This is a genomic window from Paenibacillus chondroitinus NBRC 15376 (assembly GCF_004000765.1).
Taxonomy (GTDB): domain Bacteria; phylum Bacillota; class Bacilli; order Paenibacillales; family NBRC-103111; genus Paenibacillus_E; species Paenibacillus_E chondroitinus.
Window position 1 is genome coordinate 123,991 of record NZ_BILW01000018.1, and the last position, 21,600, is coordinate 145,590.

General features: G+C 47.4%; 18 protein-coding genes. 16 read left to right on the top strand and 2 right to left on the bottom strand.

Annotated features, from left to right (window positions below; all coding sequences use genetic code 11):
• Entirely contained in the window at window positions 1-1,008 is a 1,008-nt protein-coding gene (locus tag PCH02S_RS20335) for a glycoside hydrolase family 130 protein (RefSeq protein ID WP_127455769.1), read from the top strand.
• A 46-nt stretch (window positions 1,009-1,054) separates the two neighbouring features.
• The gene (locus tag PCH02S_RS20340) at window positions 1,055-2,005 is read left to right on the top strand and encodes a DUF1861 family protein (protein ID WP_127455770.1); all 951 of its coding nucleotides are present in this window, start codon (window positions 1,055-1,057) and stop codon (window positions 2,003-2,005) included.
• A 687-nt stretch (window positions 2,006-2,692) separates the two neighbouring features.
• Here PCH02S_RS20340 and PCH02S_RS20345 read toward each other — a convergent pair.
• Window positions 2,693-3,559 (bottom strand): DMT family transporter, encoded by an 867-nt coding sequence (locus tag PCH02S_RS20345; protein WP_127455771.1) that lies wholly within the window; start codon window positions 3,557-3,559, stop codon window positions 2,693-2,695.
• 121 nt (window positions 3,560-3,680) lie between these two features.
• Here PCH02S_RS20345 and PCH02S_RS20350 point away from each other — a divergent pair, with 121 nt between their 5' ends.
• Both PCH02S_RS20350 and PCH02S_RS20355 read left to right on the top strand, forming a co-directional pair.
• Window positions 3,681-5,054, top strand: a complete 1,374-nt coding sequence (locus PCH02S_RS20350) for an aminotransferase-like domain-containing protein (protein ID WP_127455772.1) — start codon at window positions 3,681-3,683, stop codon at window positions 5,052-5,054.
• Window positions 5,055-5,094: 40 nt separating this feature from the next.
• A complete protein-coding gene (locus tag PCH02S_RS20355) occupies window positions 5,095-5,547 on the top strand; it encodes a GNAT family N-acetyltransferase (RefSeq protein WP_127455773.1) in 453 nt (150 codons plus the stop codon).
• A gap of 17 nt (window positions 5,548-5,564) precedes the next feature.
• Here PCH02S_RS20355 and PCH02S_RS20360 read toward each other — a convergent pair whose 3' ends face one another.
• Window positions 5,565-6,914, bottom strand: a complete 1,350-nt coding sequence (locus tag PCH02S_RS20360) for an MATE family efflux transporter (protein WP_127455774.1) — start codon at window positions 6,912-6,914, stop codon at window positions 5,565-5,567.
• 203 nt (window positions 6,915-7,117) lie between these two features.
• Here PCH02S_RS20360 and PCH02S_RS20365 point away from each other — a divergent pair, with 203 nt between their 5' ends.
• From PCH02S_RS20365 to PCH02S_RS20425, 12 genes are all read left to right on the top strand, one after another.
• Window positions 7,118-8,134 (top strand): response regulator transcription factor, encoded by a 1,017-nt coding sequence (locus PCH02S_RS20365; RefSeq protein WP_127455775.1) that lies wholly within the window; start codon window positions 7,118-7,120, stop codon window positions 8,132-8,134.
• Window position 8,135: 1 nt separating this feature from the next.
• Complete coding sequence (locus tag PCH02S_RS20370) at window positions 8,136-9,944, top strand: sensor histidine kinase (RefSeq protein ID WP_164819644.1); 1,809 nt, start codon at window positions 8,136-8,138, stop codon at window positions 9,942-9,944.
• 110 nt (window positions 9,945-10,054) lie between these two features.
• Window positions 10,055-11,593, top strand: coding sequence for an extracellular solute-binding protein (locus tag PCH02S_RS20375; RefSeq protein ID WP_127455777.1), 1,539 nt, complete (start codon window positions 10,055-10,057; stop codon window positions 11,591-11,593).
• Between the two features lie 81 nt (window positions 11,594-11,674).
• On the top strand, window positions 11,675-12,580 hold the full coding sequence (locus PCH02S_RS20380) for an ABC transporter permease (RefSeq protein ID WP_246069181.1): 906 nt from the start codon (window positions 11,675-11,677) through the stop codon (window positions 12,578-12,580).
• Window positions 12,580-13,443: a carbohydrate ABC transporter permease gene (locus PCH02S_RS20385; RefSeq protein ID WP_127455779.1), complete on the top strand. Its 864-nt coding sequence runs from the start codon at window positions 12,580-12,582 to the stop codon at window positions 13,441-13,443. The genes PCH02S_RS20380 and PCH02S_RS20385 overlap by 1 nt, the downstream gene beginning before the upstream one ends.
• Window positions 13,444-13,496: 53 nt before the next feature.
• Window positions 13,497-15,005, top strand: coding sequence for a sulfatase-like hydrolase/transferase (locus PCH02S_RS20390; protein WP_127455780.1), 1,509 nt, complete (start codon window positions 13,497-13,499; stop codon window positions 15,003-15,005).
• Between the two features lie 44 nt (window positions 15,006-15,049).
• The gene (locus PCH02S_RS20395) at window positions 15,050-16,426 is read left to right on the top strand and encodes a sulfatase-like hydrolase/transferase (protein ID WP_246069182.1); all 1,377 of its coding nucleotides are present in this window, start codon (window positions 15,050-15,052) and stop codon (window positions 16,424-16,426) included.
• Window positions 16,427-16,831: 405 nt separating this feature from the next.
• A complete protein-coding gene (locus PCH02S_RS20405) occupies window positions 16,832-17,185 on the top strand; it encodes a Na-translocating system protein MpsC family protein (RefSeq protein ID WP_127455782.1) in 354 nt (117 codons plus the stop codon).
• A gap of 414 nt (window positions 17,186-17,599) precedes the next feature.
• Window positions 17,600-18,646: a Nif3-like dinuclear metal center hexameric protein gene (locus tag PCH02S_RS20410; RefSeq protein WP_127455783.1), complete on the top strand. Its 1,047-nt coding sequence runs from the start codon at window positions 17,600-17,602 to the stop codon at window positions 18,644-18,646.
• A gap of 24 nt (window positions 18,647-18,670) precedes the next feature.
• On the top strand, window positions 18,671-19,720 hold the full coding sequence (locus PCH02S_RS20415; protein WP_127455784.1) for an ABC transporter substrate-binding protein: 1,050 nt from the start codon (window positions 18,671-18,673) through the stop codon (window positions 19,718-19,720).
• A gap of 4 nt (window positions 19,721-19,724) precedes the next feature.
• Window positions 19,725-20,504: an ABC transporter ATP-binding protein gene (locus PCH02S_RS20420; RefSeq protein ID WP_127455785.1), complete on the top strand. Its 780-nt coding sequence runs from the start codon at window positions 19,725-19,727 to the stop codon at window positions 20,502-20,504.
• Window positions 20,485-21,375 (top strand): ABC transporter permease, encoded by an 891-nt coding sequence (locus tag PCH02S_RS20425; RefSeq protein WP_127455786.1) that lies wholly within the window; start codon window positions 20,485-20,487, stop codon window positions 21,373-21,375. The genes PCH02S_RS20420 and PCH02S_RS20425 overlap by 20 nt, the downstream gene beginning before the upstream one ends.
• Window positions 21,376-21,600 lie beyond the last annotated feature (225 nt).

Below are 21,600 nucleotides of genomic sequence, written 5' to 3' on the forward strand. Positions count from 1 at the left end.
ATGTCTTTGAACACGAACCAAACCATCATCGGACAGCTGCATTCCAGTTCGGTCATTCACCGTCATCCGGCTAATCCGCTGCTATCGCCGAAGGATGTACCTTACGGCCCGGCGATGGTGTTTAATGCGGGTGTTGCCAAATACGAAGGAAAATACGTAATGGTGTTCCGCAATGATTACGGCAATGCCACAGCGGAAACCATCGAGCCTGCCAGCACGACAAACCTGGGGTTGGCATTTAGCGATGACGGTGTACATTGGGATGTGCAGCAGCAACCAGTCTGGTCCTGGAACGATGAAGAAGTCGTTCGCGTTTACGATCCGAGATTAACCGTTATCGACGGCAGATGTTATATGTGCTTTGCGGTTGATACGAAGCATGGAGTACGAGGCGGCATTGCCGTCACGGACGACTTCAACCGCTTTGACGTGCTCAGCATGTCCGTGCCGGACAACCGGAACATGGTGTTGTTTCCGGAACGAATCGGCGGCAAGTACGTTCGGTTGGAACGACCGTTCCCGGTATACGGGCGCGGCGGGGTTGACCGCTTTGACACGTGGCTGAGTGACTCGCCCGACCTGTGCTATTGGGGCAACTCCAAGCTCGTGCTCGGCGTGGAGGATGTGCCGTTCGCCAACGATAAAGTCGGACCGGGTGCACCGCCGATCAAGACAGCGCAGGGCTGGTTGACGACGTTCCATGCCGTGGATATCGACCGTGCGCGCGGCAAAAACGGGTGGGAGCCGGCGTGGAGAAAACGCTATTCAGCCGGCATTATGCTTCTCGATCTCGATGACCCGAGCCGAATTGTGGGCATGAGTAGGACGCCGCTGCTTGCTCCGGAAGCGGAGTACGAGACGTCTGGCGGGTTCCGCAACGATGTCATTTTCCCGGGCGGAATGATTTTGGAGCCTTCAGGCGAAGTGAAAATTTATTACGGTGCGGCAGATACGGTGGAATGCTTGGCGACGGCCGACGTGGACGATCTGCTCCGACTGTGCTTATAGACGAGTCTGACTAAATATATGAATGAACAAGGGTAGGTGTGGCAAAATGACGCTGAAGGAGCAAAAAATAGCTTTTGAATCGGCAAAAAAGATATATGAAAGTGCAACTTTGGTATTTCATGGCGTGGACGGTTTTGATGTCTACAATGTTTCTATTCCGTTCATTCGGGATGGAAAGCGCTACTTGTTCGGGCGGATAGAACGCCGTGAGGAATGGGCGCGCTCTTGGGTTCGCCTCTTTGAGGAGACAGGACAGGATGAATGGACCGTAGTGAAAGACAGCATGATCTATACGCTGGAAGATCCTTATGTTACTGAAATCGGTGAAGAGCTGGTCATGGGCGGGACTCATGTGCAATATGAGCGTGGCAAGTACAGCACGTTCTTCGGCTATTTCTTCCGGGGCACTGATCTGAACAATTTGTGCTATTTCACTACCGGGCCTAACAAAATGAAGGATATTCGTCTTGTTCCGCTGCAGGACGGCAAGATCGGCGTGTTCTCGCGTCCTCGCAGAGCAGATATGAGTGTCAAATACGGGAGCGAATCCATGATAGGCTTCACGATCATTGACAGTCTGGAGGATCTGACCGCGGAAGTTATTGATAACGCACCGTACATTTACGGTATTTTTGGGAAAGGCGAATGGGGAGGCGTTAATCAGGCTTATCTGCTCGATAGCGGCAAAATTGGCGTCATCGGCCACATTTGTTATACGGATAAGGATGCGAATGGCGGCGAGGTGAAGGTGTACCTGAACATGGCCCTGGTCTTCGATCCAACCACCCGGGAGTCATCCAACCTTCATTTGATTGGAAGCCGTTCCTGTTATCCTCCGGGACCTGCCAAGACGCCGCAGTTGGTTGACTGCGTTTTTGCTTCGGGAATTGCCATGCGACCTGACGGCAAAGCCGATCTTTACAGCGGCATTGGCGATTGCCACGCGGGTCGTATTACGATTGACTATCCATTTGAGGGATATGGGCGTATTGTTTAGGTGTATTGAGAGTCTTACTTGCTGCTGATTGGGCCAGTTGGTATGCTTAGTTCAATCATTTGGTCTATAGCCTTCTATTAAAGCTAATTGGCGTTTTAGCTTTAATAGGAGGCTTTGTTAAAAGATAAGAATTTATATGTTTGGGTTGAGCGAAAGCTCGGCTGTGCAGCAAAGTTGAAGGGCTACGTTGCATTAAAAACAACGTAATGGTGTGGTCAGACCGCGATTGCGGTCTTTCGTTGCGCATCATACAACCATTTGTTGCAAAAGGTGAATTGTAAGCGATATAAATGTAATAATCCTTGTATTATGTGCAATATAGAGGCGAAGTGAGGCCCCTTTACGGCCAAATGGTTGCGCAAAATGCAACATAGCTGTCACAGTCGCTGCTATCGCTCCATTGGTTCCTCCCTGAAGGGAACTACAGGGCCCCTATTTCATCGAAATAGGCTCCTCTTCAAGCGGAGGGGAACTGACATCCTCTAGTTGTCCGTTTTCTTGAAGAAATCGGGGTTAGGCGGTCAAATAAGGCCCTGCAGTTCCGCTTGCTGAACGCGGAAACAGGCATAATTTGTTCGAATAGCGCCCCGTAGTTCCTCCAAGTGGCCCGCCAGCTTACCTCTCCTAAGAGGATGCCCCCTCCGCCAAATGTCTCAGTAACGCGTATTGGCAGTAATGCAGATGCTCCTATTTCGCCGCAAATCGCCGAGCAAACGCCACGCACAACACGACACCCATATTGACCATAAAGATGGGCCATCCAATAGACTCGTGCAATAATAAAGCGGATAATAAAAGACCAAAGAAAGGCTGAAGGAGCTGCAGCTGCCCGACAGCTGCAATTCCTCCTAGAGCAAGACCGCGATACCAAAAAACGAAACCGATGAGCATGCTGAATAAGGAGACGTAGGCGAGGCTCAGGATCGATGTAACACTGGTGCTAGACCAAGAATCCGGCTTGAAAGACAACGAGAGCAGTGCCATAACGGGAAGCGATAAGATTAGCGCCCAAGAGATCACCTGCCATCCCCCTAATCTCCGTGAGAGTCTAGCCCCCTCCGCATAACCGTAACCACACGCGATAATAGACGCCAGCATGAGCCCGTCACCAATAAACGAAGATGAAGCTCCATTTATTAAAGCGAATCCGACCACCAGGGAACTGCCCAAGACGGATAGCATCCAGAAGATCGGTCGTGGACGTTCACCACCTCGCCATACACCGAAAATCGCTGTCGATAGTGGCAGAAGCCCCACATAGATAATCGCATGCGAGGCCGTGACATATTGGAGCGCTAGGGCTGTCAGTAGGGGAAACCCTACGACCACACAGAGCGCTATTAACAATAGAGGAACGATGTCACTTTTGAGAGGCCGTTGCTGCCTGAAGATGAGGAGTAACACACCCGCCAGCACACCTGCAATAGCGGCTCGGCATACGGTGAGAAACAAAGGTTGGAAATCCATGACAGCCAATCGTGTCGCCGGTAGAGATCCACTAAAGATAAGTACGCCTAACATTCCGCTAAACCAGCCATTTGCCATTTTGTTCATTTTAAATCACCTCGAATAGATCTTTTACTTGGTGATTTGTATTATATTAGGTACAATGGAAAGTGTACACTGAGGTTAATTCAATTTGTATGGGTACAGATTCCTGGTTGGAGGTGCATGTATGACAAGTAAAAAGGAATCCATCATACAGAGCATCCGCTCTGACATCGTCGTCGGTCTCATTAAACCCGGTCAAAAACTGCCGTCGATCCGGAAACAGAGCGAGAAATATGATTGCAGCCTTAACACCATCATTAGCGTGTATCAGGAACTGGAAAACAAAAATCTGGTGTATTCCCGTCCGAAGAGCGGTTATTTTGTTGTTGCCCAAGAAGCGCTGCTTCCTTTGATTCAAACAAAACGAATCGATTTTGCCTCCGCTGCTCCAGACCCAACATCGATCTCCCAAAGTGACTTCCGTCAATGCATGAACAAAGCGATGGATCTATTTGAAGCTTCGATTTTCACCTATCCCGATCCACAGGGCTTACTTTCGCTTCGCCAGGAGATTGTGAAGCTGTTTCAACAGCAGCAGGTATTCGCTTCCGAGCAGCAAATTTTTGTCTTCTCAGGCGCGCAGCAAGCTCTTCATCTTCTATCCGCGATGCCTTTTCCCAACGGAAAAACGAACATACTGGTTGAGCAACCAACCTATTGGGGGATGCTGGCTGCATTAAAAGCCCAAAAACAAACGGTCATCGGCATCGAAAGAACGCCTGACGGGATGGACTGGGCAGCCTTGGAGCGCCATTTTCAAAGCAATATGATCAAGTTCTTTTATACCATTCCACGGTTTCATAATCCGTTAGGCACTTCCTATACGCAAGATGAGAAACAGAGACTAGCAGAGCTTGCCAAAGCCTACGACGTTTACATCGTTGAGGATGATTATCTGGCTGATCTGGAAACAAATTCGAAAGATGACCCAATTCGTGCATATCATGGTGCCAGTCATGTGATTTATCTGCGAAGCTTTTCCAAAGTGATGCTGCCTGGTTTAAGGCTTGCTGCGGCAGCGGTGCCGGATTCGTTAATTCCTTCGCTCCACTTGCATAAACAAACGGCGGATCTGAGCACCTCGGTTCTTTCTCAAGGTGTATTGGAGATTTACATGAAGTCCGGGATGTATGCGCATCATGCCAAGCAAATGAAATCCTTGTACCATCATCGCATAAAAACATTAGGGGAAATTGCAAAGCGATTATTGCCACGAGAATCTTTATATTCCGTACCATCTAGTGGAGGGGTCTTCGCTGCCATACGCCTTCCGGGCTGTCATACAGAAGAAATGGTCAGGCGGCTGGAGATTCGGGGAGTTGATGTGGTGCCATCCGATCAGCAGTATCTTTCTTCTTTTCCCAAAATGAACTTGCTGCGGCTTAGCATCATACGGACGGATGAACAGGATATGGAAGAGGGCATTCGCATCATTGCCGAGGAATTGGAGCGTGCCCAACCTACAAGCAGTTCCCCTAAGCTATTCGCATGGATTTGAGAACTTTACAGCACTTCATAAGAATCGAGGCGTAATAAATATGCAAATACGAGAGTTAAAAAAGAATGAACAACCGCCATTAGATCTGCTATTGTTAGCGGATCCCTCACAGAAGCTTGTCGAAGGCTATCTACAAAGAGGGCAATGCTTTATTGGCTTATTGCATGAGCAAATCGTAGGTGTCTATGTCTTACTGCCAACTAGACCCGATACAGTAGAGTTAGTAAATGTAGCCGTAGATGAAGGCCATCATGGCAAGGGCTACGGAAAACAGCTAGTGAAACACGCCATACAAGTTGCCACGGGACTCGGATTTAAAACCATCGAGGTAGGCACCGGGAATTCCAGTGTTGGTCAGCTGGCGCTTTATCAGAAATGCGGCTTTAGAATAACGGGCATAGACAAAGACTTTTTTATTAGACATTATGAGGAAGAAATCATTGAAAATGGGATACAAGTTATCGATATGATACGGTTATCACAAGATTTATAAAGGCTAGATTGCTCCATCTAGCCTGCTTCCTCCCTGGTGACCAACACTTTGTTCTCCCAGGCCCTGCTTTTCCAGCGGAATAATAAGAGCAGTCCCCGCACGCCTTCATCCATGATGAACACGCCCCACATCCCAACGAGTCCATACCCTAGACGAATGCCTACCCAATAGGTCAACGGGACGCACAGTCCCATGATGACACCTACGCCAATCAGGAGAATGAATCGAGCATCACCGGCAGCCCTGAGGGCTTCACCAATCACAATGTTCAGACAGCGTATAGGCTCCAGAAGGAAACCAAACGTCAGTAAAAACGCCCCTAGTGTAATGATTTCGACGTTATCCGTAAACATACCGATCAACTGTTTTCTGAACAAAACGGTTAAGGTGACCGCGGCAAGTGATAGCAATAAGCTGAGCAGCAGGCTGCGAAACAACTGTCTGTAAGCTTCCTCTTTTTCCCCGGCGCCGACCAGTCGGCCGATAATAATTTGAGTTTCCCGTCCAAGGGAGATAGCCAGAACCATAATGAATGTCATGATATTTTGGGTATAAATCCGGGTGGAAAGCATCTCAGCGCCCAGCTGCGTGATGAAATAGGTCGTCATCAGTTGGCTGATCGAATAGACGAGGGAGCCCCCGGCTGTCGGAATCCCGATGGCCAATATTTTTTTCAGATCTGCGAATCTAGCTTTGTAGAAGTTGCTGAAGGATAGGTTCAATCGAACGATTTTTCGTAAAATGATGCTGTGCACCAGGAGTCCAACGAATTGGCTGACGATTGCCGAGATCGCGACACCCGGCACGCCGAGTTTGGGAAAGCCGAAAGGACCGAAAACAAATAAAATACTGCCGGTCAAATTTATCAGGTTAACGCCTAAGCTGACCGCCATTGTATATCTTGTATACCCATGCACCTGCGTGATGGATGCAATGGTCAGATTAACGGCCTGAATAAATAAAGAGCCGCCCACGATTGAAAAGTATATGCGGGCCTGCTCCAGTGCAGCTGGCTCCAACCCGAAGGGCTTCAGCAGCTGTCTACTGAAGATTACGATACACAGGCTGACCAGAAAGCCGAACAGGAAATTAAGCGCGATGGCTCCAGCGGCAAACTTCTTGACTTCTCTGCTTTTATTCGCGCCCAAACATTGTGAAATCACGATGGCTGAACCGGTTGAGATGACTTGCAGCAGCAAAAATAAAAAAATAATGAGCTGATTGCTGACGCCAACCGCTGCAACGGCTTCATCCGAAATATGACTCACGATGAACGTATCCGAAGTTCGCATAAACACTTGCAGGGATGATTCAATAAATAAAGGCCACGTAATGGCAATTAGGCCTAGTTTTTTTGGAATGGTCATGGGCAAAAGAGCTCCTTCGATGCTGCGCAATAGGAATCTTCTCTTTATCTTGGGGGATAATGAAACCGTTTTCTTTGCAAAATGTGGGCAAATCATTGCTTATATTGACTCCGTCAAAGAAGAATAATACATGTTAATGATTTATTAACATAATCCATAGTGGTATGATAATCGCAACCTTTTTGTAAAGCGAGGAATCCGACATGGTACAAATCGTTGTTGCTGAAGATGAACTATGGTTGCGCAGTGAGCTGGTTGAAATGATCGAGCAAATCGGTGAAGGTTTCGAGATTGTCGGTGAAGCCATGGACGGTGAGGATGCATGGAATATGATACATGAGCTGTGGCCTGCGATTCTCGTGACCGACATCCGAATGCCGAGACGGGACGGTTTAGAGCTGATTCGTGATATTGAGGAGGCGGGTCTTCCAATCGTTTCCATCATTGTTAGTGGCTATGATGATTTTTCTTATGCTCAACAAGCTGTGCGGTATGGCGTTTCGGAATATTTGCTGAAGCCGCTCATGAAGGAAGAACTCAAGGATGCTCTGCATCGGTCACTGAACAGGATGGCCATGTTTAAAGAGATGCAAGGATATCTCAAGCAAATCGTAAGCTTTCTTGAGCAGATGCATGAATGGGATGCGAAGAAACGGCTTGCCAAGCTGACGAGCATACTGAATGATATTCGCAAGCTGCAATCGGCTCGCCCGGGAACACGCAGAACGATATTGGAGATTTTTGCGGGAAAATTAACGGAATTGATCAAGGGAGATAAGATGAGCTGCGAGTTGCCTGCTCGACCGGCTTGGGATCATCATGACGATATTTCGCGCTATTTTCAGAGCTTGCTGGAGACGTTGACCCTGCAGACCAATCAATCGGCAAACGCTGAAATACGAGCAGTCATCCGCAAAGCGACCGATTATATTGAAAGCCATTACATGCAGCAGCTGACATTGGTCAAAATAGCTCAGGTTGCGAATTTGAGCCCGTCGTACTTCGGTTATTTATTTAAGCAGCATACGAATCAATCATTCGTTAACTATCTGAACGGTGTCCGGATTCAGAAGGCGAAGGCGCTCCTGGTGGAGGACGATATTAAAGTTTATGAGGCCGCTGAGATGGTTGGTTTTATTTCACTTCCTTATTTCAATAGAGTGTTCAAGGCATTGACGGACATGACGCCGAATGATTTTCGGAAAGGAATGGGTTTGTAACGTGCTGCTAAAAACGAAAATGCATTCGATTAAAACGCGTATGACGATTGGCTTTTTACTGCTCAACCTGCTGTCGTTGCTTGTTGTCCTGCTGATATCAAATCAAGGATTTCAAAAAGTGATAGAGCGTGAATTTGTGGATGCATCCAATGACGCCGCTTCACGGTTCAGTTATCGAATGAATGATTATATCGAGCAAATCATTCAGACATCTGCGCCCATGCCAGCGAATGCACAATTCCAAGCTTTTTTGCGCGGCCAGTCCCTATTGCCGGAGCAAACCGAAGCGATTGAGAAAGAGATGCGCAAGTTTACTGCGATGAACCACCCGGAAATCGTCGGTATGTTTCTGATGTCCACGAATAACCAGATGGTGTCGATGAACAGCTTTTTTTATTCCCAGTCATCCTATTACTGGCGGGAGCCGTGGTTTTCGCTCGATTATGATCAACAGATCCAAATCATTCCTACACATTTGACCAACTATCCGCAACAACCCAGATATGCGGTGATTTCTATTGTTAAGCCCGTCTACGACACCGTGACGATGGATATTATCGGCAGGTTCGTAATTGATGTGATGCCCAAAAACATCCGTGCTTCCTTCGGAGACGTGCGGATCGGGGATACGGGTTACTTCTTTGTCGTATCGCCAGATGATACCATCATTTATCATCCCAATGACGATTGGCTTGGCATCCCTAGGGATAATACGCCTCTGTCCAGTCTCCAGCTGAATGAAGGGAACGAAACTTTTAATCAGAATTGGAATGGGCAAAATTGGCTGATATCCGTTAATAAAACGAACCGGATGAACTGGCACGTCGTTTCCATGGTGCCTAAAAGTGAGCTGGAAGTGGGAGCCAAAGCTGTGGAGCGATCGATTATTATCGCGTTTCTAGCCGTAGCCATCATTATTGTGACGATTATTCCGCTCATGACTAGCCGGTTTGTCAAGCCGGTTATTACCTTGCGAAATTTAATGGCGAAAGTGTCGACCGGTGATTTGAATGTCAGGGCGTACTTATCCAAACAGCAGGATGAAATGCAGAGTCTGAATGTCGGCTTCAACCACATGGTCTCTAGGTTGGACCAATTGATGACGACGGTCACCAATCTCCAAATGAAAGAGATGAAGCTGGAGCTTAGGCAAAAAGAAGCCTTGATTCGGGCTTTGCAAAATCAAATAAATCCCCATTTGTTATACAACACGCTGGGGATTATTAAAAGCATGGCCTTTCTGGAAAATGTGCCACGTATTGAGACAATCTCGCGCAATTTAGCCGACGTTTATCGGTATACGGCAAGATTCGAAAACGAAGAGGTCACCCTTCACGATGAGCTGAAGATTATGGCGAAATATTTGGAAATCGTGAAGCTCCGTTTTCCTATGTCGTTTATCCGCACCATCTCGGTGAATGAGAAGTTTTATGATTGCTTGTGCATGAAGTTGACGTTGCAGCCAATTGTAGAAAATGCCGTCAAATATGCCATTGAACCCAATGGCGGAGAAGGGACGATCATCATCAATGCTTTTGAAGAAAGTGGAGATCTGATCTTGGAAATCGCGGATAATGGGAAAGGGATTCCCGAGGCTCAGTTAGAGGATATTCAAGATTTGCTGCGCAAGGAGTCTGAGAGTCCCAACGGCTTTCCTTCTGCCAGCGGCTCATTAGGTCTCTCCAACGTACATGCCCGGCTTGTTCTGCGATATGGCCATAAGTACGGGATTCGAATTGATTCGTTTCCAGGACAAGGAACGGTTGTATCCATTCGATTGCCCTATCGTAGAATAGCAGATACAGGATAGATTCGTGAAATTGGATAGGAAATCGTGAAAACGGATAAGGAGCGTTTTTCTCTTCTGCTCTATACTGAGGATGTAAAAACTTACTTGACGAGTATGAGGGGGAGCAAAGCATGAGGAAAATGTTGACGCTTTCAATGTCAATGATCGTAATAGCAGCAGGACTGGCAGGCTGCAGCACCAGCAATGGCACTGTGGGCAAAGAGGAGTCGGTTCAGCCAACGGCCAAACAAAATGCGAATGTGGATGACGGCTCGGAGAAAATGGATATCACGATGCTCGTCAGCACAGCTGCCGGCGGTGGCTGGCCGGAGAACCACCCCATAATTAAGAAATTGAATGAAAAGCTGAACATCAATTTGAAGTTCCAATGGGTGCCTGGGGATAACTATGAAGAGAAAATCAATGTAATGGCGGCTTCGAACGCATTTCCTGACATCTTCCAAATCTGGAATGCAACTTCGTACAATAAATGGCAGGAGAAAGGTGTCTTTCTCGATTTGAAACCACAACTCTCGCAGTACCCGAACTTGACAAAAGAGATCCCGGAACACGATCTGCAAATGATGAATCCGAAGGATCATATCTATGGCTTGCCGATGTATGCGCCAAGCTTCCGTAGCAATTTATCGATTCGCAAAGATTGGTTGGATAAATTGAATTTAAAGATGCCTACAACGGTAGATGAGTTCTACGACGTGGGCAAAGCGTTCGTTGATAGGGATCCGAACGGCAACGGGAAGAAAGATACGATTGGCTTCAGTATGACTGTTGGTGTCAACGGCGGCTTAGGCAACATTGATTATTTGAAAGGCGCCTTCGGACTGGCGAATAACTGGAAGACGGTAGACGGCAAGCTTGTACCGATGCAATCGCAAGCGAAAGAATGGAAAGATCTTGCCGGATTCCTGCGCAAAGCGTATGCGGAAGGCGTGTTGGATAAAGATTTTGCCGTAAATAAAGAACGAGATCCGTGGAACAAATTGGAGGCAAACACGAACGGGATGGCGGAGGTTAATCCGAATGAGCTGTATACAATTAGCCTGCCAAGTGTTCAAAAGCTCGACCCGAAAGCGGACATTGTCCAGCTTGCACCGCCGAAAGGACCGACAGGACTGCAATTTGCCAATACGGTGATCAGTACGACGAAGATTGTCGTGAATGCCAAAGTTGATGTGAAAAAGCAGCAGCGAATCTTGAAGCTGCTCGATTACATGCTGTCGGATGAGGGATATACGTTAATTAAGAACGGGATTGAAGGTGTGGATTACAAAAAAGAAGGCGACAAATTCACTGTGCTTCCAGCCTTTACTACGAATCGTCCGCAAATATTGTCTACGTGGTTTATCCGTCGCTATGATCCGGGCATCCAGATTCGTCTATGGGACGATAAAGCTTATGCGGACAAGGTTCTTACCTGGTTTAAAAATACAGAACCCTACCGGTACGATAATCCTGGGGCAGGTCTTGTCTCGGAAACGCAGACGAAAGTCGGCAGTGAACTGGAGAAAAAGTTTACGAATGCCATTGTCAAGGTGATTGTCGGTCAAGAGCCTGTAGAAAGCATCGATAAAGCGGTCGAGCAGTGGAAATCAGGCGGAGGCGACCAAATTACGAAAGAGATCAACGATATTTATGCAAAAATGAAGTAGATCTTCTACTGGGGAAACCACGGTTTCGTGGTTTCCTTCTTTGTTAAACAGAGTCTTATCCTTATGGAAGGGGGAGCGACAATGACGGCAACCAAGAAACTGCTCCGCCGTGGATTACCGCTTTATGCGATGATTGCACCGGGCGTGCTTTTTTTCATCCTATTTCGTTACTTACCCATGTTCGGCGTCGCCATTGCCTTTCAGGACTATGATCCATTTGATGGCTTCCTCCATAGTGATTGGGTCGGCTTAGAGCATTTCCGCCGCCTATTTACGGAGGCTGATTTCTGGTTCTTGATGCGCAATACGTTGATCATGAGTTCTTTGAATTTATTTCTCTTTTTTCCGGCTCCAATCATTCTAGCGCTGCTGCTGAACGAAGTCAGATTGAAGGCCTACCGCCAATCGGTGCAGACCATTACGTACTTGCCTCATTTTCTGTCCTGGGTTGTGGTTGTCAGTATGACCGTAATCTTGTTCTCAACCCAAGACGGAGCGGTGAATAAGCTGCTTATTTCCTGGGGCTGGGAGCGGTTCGATCTGTTAACGAATCCCGAATATTTCCGCACCATGTATTTGATTCAAAATATTTGGAAAGAGACCGGCTGGAGTGCAATCATTTTTCTGGCGGCGCTTGCTTCTGTAGATCCGACCTTGTTCGAAGCGGCAGTCGTAGATGGCGCAAGCCGATGGAAGCAAATGCTGAATATAAGTCTTCCGGCACTCAAATCCGTCATCTTCATCATGTTTATTTTACGGCTTGGGCAGGTGCTGGATATTGGCTTCGAACACGTGTTATTGCTGCAAAATCCGCTTAATATGGACGTTTCGGACGTTTTTGACACCTATGTATATCGGTCAGGTATCCTCTCGGCACAATTCAGCTTTACGACGGCAGTGGGGTTATTTAAATCAGCCATTGGCCTTGTGCTTGTGATTACGGCGAACGCGCTGGCGAGGCGCTTTGGAGAAGAGGGGGTATACTGATGGCTGCCAAAGGAACCGATCGGCTGTTTGTTTGGATTGTATACGCTTTATTAGCGCTCGCATCGCTGCTTGTTATTGTGCCTTTCATCTATGTCGTGGTCGTTTCATTTGCTACAAAACATGAAGTGTTAGCAAGAGGATTCTTCTTATATCCAAAGGAATGGACGCTCAACTCCTACCAATTTCTGCTGCGGGAGCAAAATTTCATCACTTCTTTTAAAAATTCGCTCGTCATTACGATCATCGGAACGGCGATTAATATCTCGATGACCAGCTTGATGGCATACGGCTTATCGAAGGTCTGGCTGCCCGGTCGTAAAACCATTAATTTTCTAGTACTTGTCACCATGCTGTTTAGTGGTGGGATTATCCCGACCTACCTGGTGATCAAAGCGTTCGGACTATTGGACAGCTATAGTTCACTCTGGCTCTCGGGGGCGATTGCGCCTTTTCATTTGATTGTGATGAGGAGTTTTTTCCAAAACTTCCCGGCCGAACTGGAGGAATCATCGCGAATGGATGGCTGCGGGGAACTTCGTTTGTTCTGGCAGATCGTACTGCCGCTTTCGATGCCGGCGGTGGCGACGTTCACGTTATTTTATATGGTGCAAAATTGGAATACGTATTTCTCAGCATTGTTGTATTTGAACGATACGCAGATGTGGCCGCTTCAAGTCTATTTAAGGCAAATGCTTATTGAATCCAGTGATTCCTCAATGATGCTTGTTGTTGAAGGCTTCGAGTACGGTCCACCGGTCAAAATGGCTGCTGTCGTCATCGTTGCGGCACCGATGCTGCTCGTCTACCCATTCATGCAAAAACATTTTAACCAAGGAATGCTGTTAGGTTCCGTCAAAGGCTGAATATAAATAGCTGCAAAAAACGAACAAAAAAACGATGAGGAGTTGGGGATCAAATGAGTATGGAAAACCGGAATATTTTATTGATTTTGACCGATCAGCAACGTGTGGATACATTGAAGGCTTACGGCGGAAAGGTGTGCCAAACGCCCAATCTCGATCAGTTATCGGAAGATAGTATTGTATTTACGAATGCCTATACGAGTTGTCCGATTTGTACGCCGGCAAGATCCTCTTTGCAAACCGGGTATTACCCGTTTAATGTGGGCATGCAGGCGAACTCGTATGGATCGCATTGCTTGATCAGGGAGCTGCCGGATCATCCGGACCTGCTCAGCAGACAATTGCAGAAGCAAAATTACAGTGTTGGTTATACCGGGAAATGGCACCTGGGTCAAGGCAATGATTCCGCAGAAACGCAACATTATTTGAGTCAGGGCGAGCATGTCATTCAATTTCCGGAATTTAAATACGATATGCGTTCACTCCCTTCGGATGTAGGGTATGAAGCGGACGATTTCCCGGGTCATGGGATTGGCGGTTATCACTATAAACAGTTCAAAGACTACTTGGAAGAAAATAACCTCTCGTTCGAAACGAAAAATAAGTTATCCGGCAATTTCGATGTACATACCGCTGCGGAAGTGGTTTCACCTATTGAATCGACGGTGGAGTACTATTTGACAGAACGGGCTATTCATTACATGGAGCGATTCCGTAAACGTTCGAAGCCGTTCTTTTTTGCGCTCAACTACTGGGGGCCGCATGAGCCATATATGGCACCGACCAAGCATCTCGATCTGTACCGTGACATGGAACTGGAGCCTTGGCCCAACTTTTACGATGAGGGGCATAAGAAACCGTCGATCCATAAAGCGAAAAGCGCGAAATCGAAGGAATGGGAAGCTTTTGCTCCTTATGTGAAGCATTATTATGGCTTTATGAGCTCCATCGATGAGCAAATCGGTCGAATCATCGCTTATTTAAAAGAGCATGATCTATATGACAATACGACGATTATTTTTTCGGCGGATCATGGCGAATCACTGGGCATTCATGGCGGATTAAGCGATAAAGCCTTTTTCATGTATGAGGAAACATGCCGTATTCCCTTATTTGTAAAGCCGGCAGGAAATAGCGTGCATCGTGAAGAAAATCACTTTGTTGGCACATGCGATCTGTATGCGACCATTCTTGAGTTGGCCGGTGTAGAGCGGGAGAAAGCGGAGAACCGGGATGGACGTTCATTTGCGCCTATGCTGCGTAATACGGATGAGCCTTTGGCTTCTTGGCCGGATTGTGTGGTAACGGAATGTTCAGGACTTGAGAGCGTGATGTATACGCAAAGAATGATTCGTTATGAAAAGATGAAGTATGTGTTTAATTGCGGTGACCTCGATGAGCTCTATGATTTAAGCAAGGACCCTTACGAATTGGAAAATCTGATTGATCATGCTGACTATGCGGAGAAACTGCGTTTCCTTAGATTAAGGCTGGCAGATTGGATGGTTCAGCATCGAGACGGTGCCTTGAAAATATTTAAGCGCATGCGGGATCTCCCTTAGAAAGGTGAATAAAAGGCAAATTTGCGGAAGGCTGGTGCTGCATCATGAAGGCTAAAAGACCGAATGTCGTTTTTCTTATTTCAGACGATCATCGCGACGAGGCGATAGGTGCTTTCGGAAATACGGTTCTACAGACCCCTGTATTGGATGGATTAGGGAATAGCGGCGTCTCGTTCAGGAATACGCATATTTTCGGCGGATTAACGGGAGCTGTCTGTGCCCCAAGCCGGGCGTGCGTTAATACGGGAAAATCCATTTTCCACACGATGGTCGGGCAGGAACTGCACAAATGTGAGCACTCAACAGACATTCGTTCCGACGTCAAATTAATGCCGCAAACGCTGCGGGAATCGGGTTACTACACGCATGCGGTCGGCAAATGGCATAACGACAAAGCGAGTTTTGCGAGAAGCTTTGATGACGGTGACAAACTGTTTTTTTACGGGATGAGCCCGCATACCCAAGTGCCTGTCCAAGACTTCGATCCAACGGGCGCCTATTCCAAGGAGCGGGAATATACCGAAGAAACGTTTTCGACTCAATTATTTACCGATGCCGCCGTGCAGTTTGTTGAAACCTATGAGAATGAGAGCCCGTTCTATCTGTATGTGGCATATACGGCACCTCATGATCCACGAACAGCGCCGGAGCCTTATGCTTCCATGTATCATCGGGACGATATTCCGCTGCCTGCTAACTTTAGCCAGGAACACCCTTTTGACAATGGAGAAATGTTGGTTCGCGATGAAAAGTTGGCTTCCCTGCCTCGGGATGGGGAGGAAATTCGCCAGCATATCGCAGACTATTATGCAATGATCACTCACATGGATGCGGAGATCGGGCGGATCGTGGATGCTCTGAAAGTGAAGGGCATCTATGAGAACACGCTTATCGTGTATACCGCAGATCATGGGTTAGCCCTTGGGCAGCATGGTCTAATGGGAAAGCAAAATCTGTATGAACATAGCGTTCGAATTCCCCTCATCATGTCTGGGGCTGGCCTGCCGCAAGGCAGACAGATTAAGGGACTTTCCAGTAATATCGATATTTTCCCGACAGTGGCTGCAATAACTGATGTGGAGCTTCCGGAAGGAACGGAGGGTCTTTCATTGCTCCCGCTCGTCTCAGAGGAGAGGGATTCCGTCCGAGACGTTGTTTGTTCGGTGTACAAAGATGTGCAGCGCATGGCGATGGATGGGGAATGGAAGCTCATCCGTTACTACCGCTCACCCCTTACGGGATTAGGAAGCGATCGTGTGCAGTTATTTAATCTGATTGACGACCCTTGGGAAACGACGGATTTATTCAACGATGCGATCGGCGTAGAACCGATGGAACGGCTTAATGCTGCACTCGAGGACTGGATGCGAGTGACAGGCGACTTTCTGGCAGGCAGCCCTAGTTCGGAGAGGCTCGGATAGTTATCCGGTCGACGTCTCAAGGGCCAGTGATATTTCCGCTCAGCCTCGGTGATCGGCATACTTTAAACCCCTCTTATTCCTCTTCCGAGTGAAGGTGAATGGGAGGTTTTTTATTGGGAGGCTAGCGCTCCTGCATGGGCTGAGGGAACTAGAGTCCGCTATATTTCTGAAAAGGCACCTCTTCCACTTGCAGGGGAACTACGGTCCGCTATTTTGTCCAAATCACCGAAAAAAAGTGCCGTGGCGGCCGAATAAGTGCCTGTAGTTCCCCTCCGGTGAGGAAATAGCTTGTTTTGCTACAAATAGAGGACTCCAGTTCCCCTCCAATCAAGAGTTAGCGGAAATCTTAATTCTCGCTAAGTTCCTTGTGATATAATGGGAGAAAAAATGGTAGGGAGCGGTTGGATGAAGCATTCATACTCGCCCGGCGAACTGAAACAGGAAATTATTAAGATCTATAATTCTATCAATCAGGAAATATTCGGAACCGGCATCAAATCGCAAAAGGTTGACATCTCCGGGGACAAGGTGTTTATTTTTGCCACGCACAAGCGTATACCGGCTTTGAAAATACTGGACGGTTCGAATCGGAGCTTGACCGCTAGCGTGGACATTCTGCTTATGGAAGCCAACAAGCGCATGCTCAAGCAGCAGATTGAGAGTAAGCTTGGTCTGGAGGTTAAGCTGGTGCTGAAGGATTATGACCCGGAAACGGAATTATCGGGTACTGTGATTTTGTTTAAAGAGCCTTTGGAATAGTTGTGTTATATAACATGACGTGAATGGGCGTTTTGAACTGAAAATTTCAACTTTTCATTGACATGAACTTTATTTGTTGTTATATTTACTGACATAAACAGCTGAAAAATATTTTTGTATACAATATGCAATTACCAGAGTATTTTTCAAAAATTTATGCTATGATGGCAGTGTAAGCGTTTTACAGGAGGGAGCATTAAGGGTCGAATCCTTGTGTGAACAAGAGATCAGATGCCATAGTGCCGCTCTTTACAAGCCTATTTTCATGCAGGTGCTAAGGAACTCCAATTTCTGGAGAGCTTTACGACCGCTACTAATGACACTATCGGATTCTTTAAGTCCGTATGCTCATAAGTAGCGGTTATTTGTTATTTGGCAAGTTAGAAAAAGCAGCAGGAGAAAGGAAGGGCGCAGATGAGGCAAATCCAAAAGCAAACGGATGTAGGACAAGTACTTGAGGCACTGAATACCATTTCTAGAGGAAGGATGGTGATGGATTGGAATGAGATTACTTCGGGAACGAACCCGTACGTTGTTATGAAAACCTCGAATATCCCGGGCAAAAGTGTTATTGAAATTCCTGGTCTCATTTTCGGCGATAAAAAGCAACCGGTCAAGAAAATCGGCGTGGGCATGACCCTGACCGAATCGGTGATCGAGCTGGCCTCAGCCATGAAGCTTGACCTCATTGTTGTACATCATCCCGTTGCAGACGCCGCCAGCTCAGGGGGAGTGCCATTCTCGGATTATTTGCCTTTATACAATTTGGCGCTGATTGAAATGCACGAAGCGTTCCACGGGCTGCATCCCGGCATGACATTTTTGCATGGTCATCGCAAATTGAAGACGGACATTGCCTTCGGCGGCGTTCCGGGCAACATTTTACATAAAGGAATAGCTTTGGATGGGATTAAGACGGCGGGGGACATCCTGGAACGTATCCATCGTTTGATGGGGAGAGAAATGGATGATGACATTCTTGAAGCAGAACGGGCGATTCGCGGAGAGCACTCCCTGCAAGAAGCGACGCTTGCTAATCCGGCACAGCTCCTAAGCGGTACGGTGAATAGTCCTGTAGAGCATGTCCTGCACTTTTTTCCGCATACCGGATTTTCCATGAGCAATCTGGAAACGGCCTTGGATATGTATCCCGAGACCGATACCATTATTGCGAGCATCAGCCGGGTGAGAGAGGATCATGCTTTTGTTGAGCTGGCCAAACGGCGTGGGCTTAATTTTATCGTCGGCAATTCGCATTCCGTTGAACTTATGGAGAATGGGCTGCCACTCGCGTATGCCTTAGAAATGCTGCTCCCCGATGTTGAAGTATTTTTACTCAGAGAGCGTATAACCGCTGTTCCCCTGAAGGATGTAGGACACAAGGTGATGGTTGATTATGGGAAAGAAATGGCGGAAACACATTTGGTGACAAAACAGCCCCAGGCTGTACAATTCCTATAAACATTTTTGAAAGGATGATTGCTCATGCTAAAAATGAAGAAAACCGCCATTATTTTATTTGCCGCTATGCTCCTGACAGCTGCCACTGGATGTAGCTCGACAACGTCTTCGACAACTGCGCCCGCCGCAGCAGCGGACAAGAAGAAGGAGGAAGCTCTGCAAACCGTCAAGTTTTCTGAGGTTATCCGTTCCGTTTTTTATGCGCCGCATTACATTGCTATGGAAAAAGGATTTTTTAAAGAGGAAGGGCTGAACGTGGATATGAATACCGCGCAAGGCTCGGATAAAGGAGCGGCTGCGCTGATCGCCGGCGTCGCCGACATTTCGCTTGTCGGGCCCGAGACTGCCATCTACATTTATAACCAAAAAGGGGATAAAACACTCAAAATCTTTCACCAACTCACGATGAAGGACGGCTCTTTTTTACTCTCGCGCAATAAGGTTGATAATTTCAAATGGAGCGACTTGGGAGGCAAGTCGGTCATTGGCTGGAGGCCTGGCAGTGCGCCGCAAATGGTGCTGAACACGAAGTTGACGCAAGAAAAGGTTGCTCAGACGGACGTTGTGACGAATATCGCCTCGACGGCCATGGCGGGAGCTTTCACAAGCGGCAAAGGGGATTACATTCAAGTCTTCGAGCCTATCGCGTCCAGCTTGGTGAAGGAAGGTAAAGCTCATTATGTTGCTTCGGTTGGACAAGATTTTGGTGCTTTCCCTGAAACTTCTTATGTGGCCACCTCTGATTACATTAAGAAAAACCCTGCCATTATCCAGAAATTCGTCAATGCGGTAGCCAAAGGTCGAGCGTGGATGCAAACTGCATCTTCAGACGATATCGCAAGTGCATTAATGCCGTTTTTTGACGGGACGCCTAAAGATATAATTATTCAATCGGTTGACCGGTACATGAAGCAGGATACGTGGCCGGCCGTGCCGGAATTGAATGCCCAGCAATTTGACACGCTGCAAAAGGTGCTGATCGAGAACGGTGTGCTGAAACCTGAACAGAAAGTAGCTGACATCAACGCCGTTGTGGATATGAGCTTTGTGAAAAAAATCGGGAAGGCGGAATAGACAGATGGCGCAAATTGAATTGCAGGATGTTTGCCTCAGCTATTTTACTTTGAAGCAAGAGACCGAGGCGATACGCAAAATCAATATGTCGATTCAAGCGGGTGAGTTTATTAGCATTGTTGGCCCAAGCGGTTGCGGGAAGAGTACGATGCTCTCTCTAATCTCCGGCATGTATAGACCAACAAAAGGCAGTGTGTTGATTGATGGGCAGGAAGTGATCGGCACTTCGCCCAAGGTAGGATATATGCTGCAGCATGATCATTTGTTTGAATGGCGCGATATTTTGAGCAACTTGCTCGTTGGCGCTGAGGTACGCAAGATGGATTTGCAGAAAGCGAGGCGGAAAGCCATGGAGCTTCTGGACCGCTACGGGTTGGGCGGCTTTGCCCATCATAGTCCGGCACAGCTCTCAGGCGGGATGCGCCAAAGAGTCGCCTTAATCCGTACGCTCGTGACGGAACCGGACATTTTGCTGCTCGATGAACCGTTTTCCGCCCTCGATTATCAAACGCGGATAACGCTTAACGATGAAATTTTCAAAATCATCAAAGATCAAGGGAAGACCGCCGTGCTTGTCACTCACGATATATCCGAAGCCATCAGTATGGGAGACCGGGTCATGGTCATGTCCAAGCGGCCGAGCACGATTTCATCCGTTTACAATATTGAGCTCGGTAAGGGAGAAACGTTGACTCCATGGAGCAAACGAGAAGCAGCCGGTTACAACGAGTACTTTAATCAAATTTGGAGGGAGTTGGAAGGGCATGTCGTCACTGCCGGTTAGTGAGCCCAGTATAGGTTCAGAAACGAGAAAGGAACAATCGATTGCCTTGGTTGCGGAAATTCCGGAAAAGGCAGCGTCAGTTCAATACGCCCAATATCTTCGGGTACAAAAGCGCAGGCTATGGGCGGTTCGCCTCTCCCAACTGTTGGTACTCATCCTTTTCCTGGGGCTGTGGGAACTTGCCTCCAATATGAAGTGGGTGGACTCCATGCTAACCAGCAAACCCTCGCAAATTGTCCACTCCTTTCAAGAGCTTGCCTTTCATGGTGATCTGTTCAAACATACATGGACTACAGCCATTGAAACCTTCATCGGTATCGTCGTGTCCATGCTGTTCGGTACGCTCGTAGCAGTTGTGTTCTGGTGGTCAACCTTTGCTTCCAAGGTATTGGAACCGTATGTCGTCGTATTGAACGCATTGCCAAAGGTTGCGCTTGGGCCTATCTTTTACATCTGGCTCGGAGATAAGTACTCGATTTACGGGATGGCCATGGCCATATCGGTCATCGTCACCATTATTATGGTGGAGAGCGGGTTCAAGGAAATTAGCAAAACGAAGCTTAAACTCATGGAATCCTTCGGTGCGTCCAAGGCGCAGATGCTGCGGATGGTGCTGCTGCCGGCAAGTATTCCTAACTTGATTGCAACGCTAAAAGTTAATGTCGGTTTGACGCTGGTCGGCGTCATTATGGGAGAATTCCTGTCCTCTAAAGCGGGACTCGGTTATTTGATTATCTACGGCGGCCAAGTTTTCCAAATGAACATGGTCATGGTGAGCATTGCGATGTTGGCGCTTCTATCCATTGTTTTGTACGGATTAGTGAATGTCATCGGACGATTTGCGAAGAAAAAGTACCACTTTGAAACGTAGTTTGTTAATCAGTTTCGATAAGGCAAGGGATGGATGGCGTGAGAAGGCTTCGAGTGAGAGCTCGGAGCTTTTTATTTTTCGTTGTAAAGACGGCTGTGCAGCAAAGTTAAAGGACTACGTTGCATCACATACAACGTAATGGTGTGGTCAGACCGCGATTGCGGTCTTTCGTTGCATATCATACAACCATTTGTTACAAAAGGTGAATTGTAAGCGGTTTAAATG